Below are 10,165 nucleotides of genomic sequence, written 5' to 3'. Positions count from 1 at the left end.
AATTAACGGATAACAATTAAATGATCGTGTTTATTATCTAATTGAGGAGTTATGAAATTGACTCATGTAAGAAAACAACATCTATTTTTATAATAGATGTTGTTTTTCTTTGGTTTTTTTTGTATTATTCAATTTATACGGGTTGGGGGAGTTACACATGAAAACACCGCTATTTACTGGATTTCCGGGTTTTATAGCTCGGAAAATTATTCAAGAATTAATAGACGAGAAAAAAGTTAACACCATCTATGCTGTTGTTTTACCTTCACAAATGAAACAAGGTGAAATAGTTGCAAATGAAATAATGAAATCTAATCCTCATATTGTAATCAACTTAATTGATGGTGATATCACATTACCAAACTTAGGGGTCTCATCCAAAGATCTCGAAACACTTTATAAAGAAATTGACACAGTTTGGCACTTAGCAGCATTGTATGATTTAGCAGTACCTAGAGATGCGGCTTGGAAAGTAAATGTTCACGGCACGACCATGGTAAATGATTTTATTCAGACTCTACCAAAGTTAAAAAGATATATGTATTTTAGTACAGCATATGTGGCAGGAACACGAGAAGGATTGTTACGTGAAGAAGAGTTAATTCGTCCGAAGTCTTTCAAGAATTATTACGAAGAAACAAAATTCGAAGCGGAGGTACTTGTTGAGAAATTAAAATCAATTGTTCCAACGACTATTATTCGTCCTGGAATCGTACGAGGACATTCTGTCACAGGTGAAACATTTAAATTTGATGGTCCATATTTCTTTATCAATATGATTGACGCCTTAAGCAAGTTACCTTTCATACCATATATAGGTAATACAAAGACATATATAAATGTTGTGCCAATTGATTTTATTATAAAAGCAGTAATTTTTTGTAGTGAGAGCGATCAAGCAGCCGGGAAAACACTACATTTAACAGATCCGCACCCTCATCCAATAGAAGAAGTGTATCGACAAATGGTCTTGATAGTGACCGGGAAATTACCGAAAGGAAGGTTCCCACTTGTTCTTGCAAAAAAAGGACTACAGGTACAATTTTTAAGAAGATGGTTAGGTGTTGAAAAAGAAACATTAGATTATTTAACTTGGTCGGCACAATTTGATACTACTATAGCTAACGATGTGTTAAAAGATAGTGGGATAGAGTGTGCAGACTTTGTTACGTCTCTGCCTTCCATGATCGAATTTTATAATTTACACAAAACAGATGAAAAATATCATATTCAAATTAAATAAAGATAGTTTACAACATCATAGATTATGCTATAATTTAGTCTTATGAAAACTTAATAGTCTTTGACTTTTGTCAAGGGGGAGTAGCTATAGGGAAACCTACTTCATAGTCGTCAATACATGGCTTTTGCCATCGGTTATGATAGCCATTTATTAATGCGCTTAGCAAGACCTTTGCCTTCCATAGGCAGGGGTCTTTTTGTTTTCAAAAAAATGTAAAAGGAGATAAAAATGGAAATTTTATCAATGGAGTTTTTAGTGGCTTTATTATCAATAATCATGATAGACCTGGTTTTAGCTGGAGACAATGCAATTGTCATTGGGATGTCTGCCAAGAACTTACCAGAACACCATAGAAAGAAAGCGATTATTTGGGGTACAGTTGGTGCGGTTGTTATTAGAATTTTAGCTACATTAGCCATCGTATGGTTATTAAAAATTCCTGGATTACAATTAGTAGGTGGAATTATACTTATTGGTATTGCCTACAAATTGCTAATTGAAGATAGTGATATAGGAGATCATAAAGCTTCTACTAATTTATGGTCAGCAATTGGTACAATCGTTGTAGCAGACACCATTATGGGATTGGATAATGTGTTAGCCGTTGCTGGAGCAGCTCATGGCAATTTTTTATTGGTTGTAATTGGGTTGATTATTAGTGTACCTATTATGGTCTGGGGAAGTACCCTTTTTATAAAGTTAATTGACAAATATCCAATTATTATTTATATCGGTTCAGGAGTTTTAGCGTTTACAGCAGCTAGAATGATTACGCATGAACCATTTTTAAAAGACTACTTTGGAACATATCCATATATTGCTTGGTTAATGATATTGGTTGTTACAGCCGGAGTACTTGTAGGTGGCCACTTCCAAAACCGTAGAAAATTACTTAAATCTGAATTAATGAAATCTGAAGAGATTTCAAATAGTGTTAAATAGTTTTTATTCATAATCATTTCTCAAAAACGCTAAAAACATTGAGTTTTAGCGTTTTTTTTCATTTAAAATAAATACGTTCACAATCCAGGGACATTGTTAACAAAATGAAATACAAAATGACTATTAATTTATAATAAAACCCGTTAAAATCTAGAGTAATGTTACTATGTTCAAATTGGGGTGAGCTTATGCTACTAGCTTCTATTCAAGGATTATTTTTAAAGAATCAAATAAAATATAAATTGGAAACGCTAGTGATTAAAGCGAAAAATGGGGATAAAGAAGTTTTACATGAAATTCTTTCTTCCTATACTCCATTTATGAAAAAAACAGCCTCATTTGTATGTAAACGTTATATTAACGAACATGATGATGAATACAGTATTGCTATGTTTGCCTTTCATGAAGCAATCGAGCATTTTGAATTAGATAAAAACGCTTCATTCTTAACATTCGCACATTTGTTAATACGGAGGAAACTGATAGATTATATTCGGAAAGAATCGAGAAGACAAGAATTTAGTTTAGGCCAAACTTCTAGCGATGAAGAGAATCAAGATTCTTTTGATATCATAGAATCCTCAAACTCATTTGAACAATTTACAGCAGAGCAACGAATAGAAGAAAGAAAGAATCAGATTTTAGTATATGAATCCTTACTAGAACCCTATGGTTTAAGTTTCCAAGAGTTAATCAAAGTTTCTCCTTCTCACGAAGACTCAAGACAAACAGCTATCCAGATTGCTCAAATCATTGCTGAAACGGATGAGTTTTATGCTATTTTCCAATCTAAAAAAAGACTGCCAATTAAAGAACTAGAGGAATTAGTAGATGTTTCTCGAAAAACCATTGAACGGCACCGTAAGTATATTGTGGCAATTGTAGTTCTATTGAAAAGCGATTTATATTATATTAAAGACTACATAAAAGAACGAATGTCATGATAGACTTTACAAATACAAGTGATAAAAAATTTACTTTTAGAATAAATGACTATGAATACTAGTGATGGAGAATTATTTACTATAAAACAGGAGATAATTACATAGGAAACGTATACAAATGCAAATGAAATTTCTAAATTGAAAAAAACAGACCATAAAAGTAGTTCTCAATAAGGGGTTTTTTGAGAATAGAAATACTGCCTCTTTCTTTTTTAAGAAAAGTTTCTTAGAATAGGGAGATGATCTAAAGTGTCTTTTGAAAGGACTTGACCTTTTTAATGAAACCAATTCTTCCTCGCATACGCAAATTAACACCAGCTCAAGCCATCGTTTCTTATTATTTTCTAGCAATCGCAATTTCTGCGGGACTGTTAAACTTACCAGGTGTATACCAACCAGGAGTTCGTGTAGCTTTTATTGATAGTTTGTTCACTACAGTAAGTGCTGTGAGTGTCACAGGACTAAGCGTGATAAACATTTCAGAAACCTACACAACTTTTGGAATTGCAATGTTAATGATCATCCTCCAATTTGGAGGCATTGGCATTATGGCACTTGGCACATTTGTATGGTTACTTGTTGGGAAAAAAATTGGCTTACGAGAACGTCAATTAATAATGATTGACCATAACCAACACTCATTCTCTGGGGTTGTCAACTTAATTGTTCAAATAATAAAGATATTATTATTAATTGAATTAATAGGGGCAATTTTCCTGACACTCTATTTTACACAATTTTATGAAACATTTTCAGAGGCTCTTTTACAAGGAGTTTTTGCATCCGTTTCTGCAACCACGAATGGTGGCTTTGATATAACGGGTCAATCAATGATTCCTTATCACAACGATTATTTTGTACAAAGCATAACCATGATATTAATTATACTTGGCGCAATAGGATTCCCAGTATTGATTGAAACTAAGGCTTTTCTATCAAATGAAAATAAAAATTTTCGATTTTCATTGTTCACAAAAATTACGACAGTAACATTTGGATTATTACTTTTGGTGGGTACGGTAGTGATCTTAGCTCTTGAAATGTTCAATTCCTTTCGTGACATGTCCTGGCATGAAGCGTTATTTACAGCAATGTTTCAATCTGTATCATCACGTTCAGGTGGACTCGTTACGGTTGACATTACTGAATTTACTCAAGGTACCAATATTTTCATAAGTGCAATGATGTTTATTGGAGCTTCACCTAGTTCAGTAGGTGGGGGGATTCGTACTACGACTTTTGCAATCGCTATCCTTTTCTTAATAAACTTTGCTCGGGGCAAGAATGAAATACAAGTTTTTAATCGAGAGATTCATTTAATTGACGTTTTCCGATCATATGCTGTTATCATTTTAGCGTCATTCATAGTGTTATTTTCAACAATAGCGCTTTCCATTTCGGAACCAACTTTATCTATCACAGCTATTGTTTTTGAGATAACATCAGCGTTCGGTACATGTGGAATGTCACTTGGAATTACTAGTGATTTGTCTAACTTTGGAAAAACACTTATTATGGTGTTAATGTTTGTCGGTCGAGTCGGATTAATTTCGTTCCTATTTACAATTGGTGGTCGAACCACAACGACGAAATTCCATTATCCTAAAGAACGAGTAATAATTGGCTAAGAAACCATACAGAGGTTGATGCAAAAAAGAGCAAGTATCCTGAAAATCAGGATACTTGCTCTTTTGTAATGAATGAAAATTGTGGGGATTGCCCTGGTTTAAAGAAGGTTAATAAATATCCTTCCTTGGACACCACTTGCTTTTGCATTAGTTCATTTAAATCTAGTGAGAATGGAACGAGTAAAGTTTGCTTATATACTTCACGTTCATGAAGTTCAAGTTCGGCAAAGACATCTCCAGCTAGACTTGGGTTTGCAATAATTTTCCGATATATTGCTGATTGATCTTCTTTAGCCATTTCTTTATCCCACCAAGGTTTACGTGGTTGAAATTGGTGGTGCGCTAAATAATCAAGTTTCATCAAACTCTTCACTATTGTCATATCGGCACGGCCGTCTTGAATTAAAAACTCTTCTAACCGTTTAAATAAATCCTCAAGTTGGTGGCCAATACGTGACCAACCTTTTTCTTCCCAATAGGTACCGAAATCTTGAAAGAAATCAAATGGAGTATTAAATGTTTCACTTACTAAATAAGCTACCGTTTGATCAAGTCTATGGTCATTCCAATACTTTTCTAAAACATCTTCAGCTTGTTTTATGCGTAACATATCGTCAAAAGTCAAAACATTGTTTGCAAAGATTTCATAAGGAGCCTGGTCAACATATACATAGCCATATTCTTCAGCTTGTACTCTGAGTCCTGTTCCACGTAAAAGTTTTAGAAAGCCTAGTTGTAATTCTTCAGGTCCCATGGCAAATACATCATTAAAGGTTTGCTTAAAAGATGCATAATCTTCTTCTGGTAATCCAGCAATTAAATCTAAATGCTGTGCTATTTTCCCGCCTTCTTTAACCATCGTCACAGTTCGTGTTAATTTAGCAAAATTCTGCTTTCTTTTTACGAGTTCATTTGTTAAATCATTTGTTGATTGAACACCGATTTCAAAACGGAATAATCCAGCTGGAGCATTATCATTCAAAAACTGAATGACTTCTGGTCGCATGATATCAGCTGTAATTTCGAATTGAAATACTACACCTGGTCGATGCTCATCTATTAAAAATTGAAACATTTCCATAGCATAGCTCCGACTAATATTAAAGGTACGGTCAACAAATTTTATGATTTTCGCATCATGGGCCATTAAATAACGTATGTCTTCTTTAATTTTTTCGCGATTGAAATAACGTACACCAACTTCAATCGATGATAAGCAAAACTGACAAGAGAAAGGACACCCTCTGCTCGTTTCAATATAATTAATTCGCTTAGATAAGTGAGGAATATCTTCTTCAAAACGAAATGGAGTTGGCATAATGCGTAAATCGATTTTTGGTCCTTGTGGATGAAGTATGAATTTATTGTCTTGCATATAACAAATGCCAGGTACCTCCTTTAAGGGGATGTCTCCTTCGACATAAAATAGCAATTGTTTAAAGGATAATTCACCTTCACCCATTACGATAAAATCTATTTCCTCAATACGTCTTAACCAGTAGTTTGAATCATATGATACTTCAGGACCTCCCAATACTATGATTGTTTCAGGGCTAACTTTTTTTAGTAAGCGAACTACTTTAATTGTTTCTTCAATATTCCAGATATAACAACTGAATCCAACTAGTTTGGGTTTCTTTAAATAGATATCTGAAACAATATTGAACGCTGGATCCTTTATTGTATATTCAATTATTGTTGGATTGAAATCGGGTTGTACACTGGCTTTTAAGCATCTTATTGCCAAGTTGGTATGAATATATTTAGCGTTGAGTGTTGTTAAGACGATGTTCATTATGCATTCTCCTTTTTACTTCAACTAAGTTTACCAAGGAATAACGATAAGACAATATAGGTCTTGTTACCCATTTAGTTTACATGACTTGTATGGAATAATCTGAATTAATAATGTTTTTTAGATATTTGATACTATTCAGAAAATTGGATATACATTGGGTGTATAAGAATTAAAAATATTAAGAGAGGTTCGGTGAATAATTTGTTTAGTTATAACATAACGGAAATATTTAATTTCCTGTTCTGGGATGATAAAGATTCAGTTATCATATTCGAAAAGGGGAAAGGGATTATAAAAATAAATAAGATGGCAATAGATTTATTTTCTAATCACAATGTAGATGATTATGATCTTGTAAAATTAATGGACAAGTCTTCCCTAATGATATGGAATGAATTCTTACAAAAAGCAAAAACTTCAAATCTCGAAAAATGTAAAATTGAATTATACCATCCAACAGAAGGTAGAACACCTTACTATCTTGAAGGCTGTTATAATCAATCGAACTCCCAATATGTTATTCGATTTAAACAACTTCCCAATCTCTTACCTAATAGTGACAATGGTTCAGATTCTCTAAATTATCAATCCGTATTTAAATATGCCCCGTTTGGAATGATTTTAACAACTATTGGTGGAAAAGTCATAGGGGCGAATCTAAAAGTAGAGCCTTTCTTCAATATTCCTACTAGTGAATTGATCGGTGAAAATTTACATTCACTATTTGATTTATTTATGGATTCTACATGTGATTTTCCTAACTTTTTTAAGGTTCTAGAATCTAAAGGTTCAGCGAAAGTGATAGTTACAAAATTAGATGAAAAAGGAAATCAAAAGTTTTTTCAATTAACTTCTCAGCTAAATAAAAGTGATGGTATATACATAACTGTCATTCAAGAAGATACTGAAAATATTCAATTAAAGAAACAAGTCGATCATTTTCGCTCGTTATCGACTCTTGGAGAATTGGCAGCTAGTATTGCGCATGAAATAAGAAATCCAATGACTTCTTTAAAAGGTTTTACACAATTACTAAATCATCAAGTAACTGAAGAGGGTAGCCAGTACCTTACCATTATTAATAGCGAACTTAATAGAATGGAATCTATTCTCAATGAATTTTTAGTATTATCTAAACCAGGGGACCGAACTTTTCGATATACATCTATTTCAACATTAATTTCGCAAGTTGTTGATTTCATGTACCCACAAGGTATACTTAAAAACATTGAAATCGAGTTTATTTCATGGGAAAAAAATTCAGATTGTATCCTAGGGGATTCTTTTGGATTAAAAAAAGTTCTTATGAATATCATTAAAAATGCAATTGAAGTGATGCCAAATGGCGGGAAAATAATTATTACTCAAACCCTATATAAAAATAATCAAGTTCGGATATCAGTGAAGGATCAAGGCATTGGGATGAATTCAGATCAAATGAGTAAAATATTCCAGCCTTTTTATACAACAAAAGAACTTGGAACCGGCTTGGGGCTTGCACATACAGTCCAAATAATTGAGGATCACGACGGATATATAGAAGTTGAAAGTGAGATAAATGAAGGTACTACGTTCCACCTGTTTTTTCCAGTTTATCAACTAGACCAATTAAAGGATAATTCAGTACTTGATCTAAACTTTGTTGAGTCATCTAGATGATGTATCTGTTCTAGACTGAAATATTATTAAAATTTAGTACTATTCTTTCTACAAACAATCCAAAAGAAGACAAATAAATAATTACAGACTTGCCTAAGCTGGAAGCCCACTGCTTTAGCATTGGGAGTGTCAGGGTAGAGTGTTTTGACAAACTTCTTCTATTCCATATATACTAGTTTTAATTAGGTCAAATGGAATAAAGGTGATGTATATGAAATCTGAAGAAATAAAACAATCTTTAAAATTATTTATTGTGCTTTCAAGAGCGTATAAAACATTGCATGAGTGTACAAATCAATTTTTTCAAGCGAATGAGTTAAATCCTACTGAATTTGCAGTTTTGGAGTTACTCTATCATAAAGGACGCCAGCCTTTGCAAAAAATAGGTAATAAAATCTTGCTTGCCAGCGGTTCAATTACTTATGTAATCGATAAGCTTGAAAAAAGAGGTTTTATTCAACGTGTATCTTGCCCGTCAGATCGTAGAGTGACGTTTGCTGAAATTACAACTGAAGGGGAAGCCTTTATGGATCAGCTTTTTCCCCAGCACGAGAAACAATTACATGAGATGATGAATGCACTTAATTCAGAAGAAAAAGAACAAGTTATTATATTATTAAAAAAGTTAGGATTGTCAATAAAAGATTTATCTTATTAATTAATAAATACCAAGTAATGTTACTCGAGCTCAACAAACATGAGTGACGCTTGAATAATAGCCTCATGACCAGTCTCAGCATCAAGTATGTACAAAATTATGTCTAAAGTACTTTAACCCCCTATATAACCCTTCAAAGCTGCAATTGGCTTATAGGGAAAACGAGGAAAATTGTATTAGAGTGTTTAAACTGTTTATTAAATAAATCTGGATTTGGCTTATTGTAGAAGCCAAATCCAGATTTTTTGCAAAATAAGAAAGTATATGGTTAGGGTCCATTAAGGAGTAGGTTCTATATGATGCCACTGATTTGCGCTCCAGGCGGACGCTTTCCACGGGGCGGGCGGAGAGCCATGCCCGCGAAAAGCGTCCACCGTTGCAGGAATAAACAGGTTTCTATGGTACCTCTTTTTAAAAGGACCGGGCGCACTTACCCGGATTTTCTTACAAGATCAGCAAGTATATGACTATAGAGTGCCAAGAACCCAGTGTTCATCGTGTTTTTAGTATATGGAGACTAACATGATAAAAAAGATTTTCTTGATTGACTCTCGTTACCCGATTAATGTGAGTCGTGATTTCCTTCTTTAGAAACGCAAGTTTCCTCTCAGTCGAAAGATTTAGGTTTGAGTACTTTCGTTTTAAAAGATTGGACAATTTTCTATATTTATTTTTAAACTATATTTGATCACTTTTATTTTAAACAGGTGGAATGATTGTAGTGGAAGGTGGCTACTCCACCGGGAAAAGCAAGGCCAAGTGAGACCCCGCAGGAGCACATAATGGAAAAAAAGGCTAAGAACCACTCAACGCCTCCTCGGGCCAACACCATGTTGGCCTGAGGAGGCCCACGGACAGTTCGCGGAAACGACCTATTGGAACGGAAATCACAAAATTTTAAAAGATGGATATCTTATTCTACAGGTTCTAGTGCAGTAGGTTTGTACTTTCTTAAAGGACCGGTTGAACTTTGCCCGGTTTTTCTTACAAGATAAGAAAGTATATGACTATAAAGTGACAAGAACCCTGTATTCATGGTGTTTTTGGTATATGAAGACTAACATGTAAAACAGAATTTTCACGGTGGAACTTACGCTAAACATATAAATGTAAAGGCGGGATTTCCTTTTTTAAAAGATCACAAGTAACCTCTTGAATTTCAGCGGAAGTGAAGTTTGTTCATTGATATATTCTTGTTTAATAATCCTATCTAAATATAGATGTGGGTACTTTCATTTTATAAAATATGATGACTTTTTTTGATTTTTTGATTTTAAAAGGAGAATGATTGTA

General features: G+C 33.6%; 7 protein-coding genes. 6 read left to right on the top strand and 1 reads right to left on the bottom strand.

Annotated features, from left to right (window positions below):
• The first annotated feature begins 157 nt into the window (after window positions 1-157).
• From B371_RS0104500 to B371_RS0104485, 4 genes are all read left to right on the top strand, one after another.
• Window positions 158-1,243, top strand: coding sequence for an SDR family oxidoreductase (locus B371_RS0104500; protein WP_019413113.1), 1,086 nt, complete (start codon window positions 158-160; stop codon window positions 1,241-1,243).
• A gap of 228 nt (window positions 1,244-1,471) precedes the next feature.
• Window positions 1,472-2,185: a TerC family protein gene (locus B371_RS0104495; RefSeq protein ID WP_019413112.1), complete on the top strand. Its 714-nt coding sequence runs from the start codon at window positions 1,472-1,474 to the stop codon at window positions 2,183-2,185.
• Between the two features lie 188 nt (window positions 2,186-2,373).
• Window positions 2,374-3,129 carry an RNA polymerase sigma-I factor gene (sigI, locus tag B371_RS0104490; protein WP_019413111.1) on the top strand — a complete coding sequence of 252 codons (756 nt, stop codon included), beginning with the start codon at window positions 2,374-2,376 and terminating at the stop codon, window positions 3,127-3,129.
• Between the two features lie 278 nt (window positions 3,130-3,407).
• Complete coding sequence (locus tag B371_RS0104485) at window positions 3,408-4,757, top strand: TrkH family potassium uptake protein (RefSeq protein WP_019413110.1); 1,350 nt, start codon at window positions 3,408-3,410, stop codon at window positions 4,755-4,757.
• 46 nt (window positions 4,758-4,803) lie between these two features.
• Here B371_RS0104485 and B371_RS0104480 read toward each other — a convergent pair whose 3' ends face one another.
• Entirely contained in the window at window positions 4,804-6,552 is a 1,749-nt protein-coding gene (locus B371_RS0104480; protein WP_019413109.1) for a B12-binding domain-containing radical SAM protein, read from the bottom strand.
• A gap of 195 nt (window positions 6,553-6,747) precedes the next feature.
• On the opposite strand from B371_RS0104480, the gene B371_RS0104475 reads away from it, so the two are divergent.
• Together B371_RS0104475 and B371_RS0104470 are read left to right on the top strand one after the other, a co-directional pair.
• Window positions 6,748-8,214, top strand: coding sequence for an ATP-binding protein (locus B371_RS0104475; protein WP_019413108.1), 1,467 nt, complete (start codon window positions 6,748-6,750; stop codon window positions 8,212-8,214).
• A gap of 211 nt (window positions 8,215-8,425) precedes the next feature.
• On the top strand, window positions 8,426-8,872 hold the full coding sequence (locus B371_RS0104470; protein WP_019413107.1) for a MarR family winged helix-turn-helix transcriptional regulator: 447 nt from the start codon (window positions 8,426-8,428) through the stop codon (window positions 8,870-8,872).
• Window positions 8,873-10,165: the final 1,293 nt, after the last annotated feature.

The sequence above is a fragment of the Paenisporosarcina sp. TG20 genome, from assembly GCF_000286315.1.
In the GTDB taxonomy this organism is placed as follows: Bacteria; Bacillota; Bacilli; order Bacillales_A; family Planococcaceae; genus Paenisporosarcina.
Note: the sequence above shows the minus strand (reverse complement) of the source record. Positions and strands in the feature narration are given on the sequence as shown.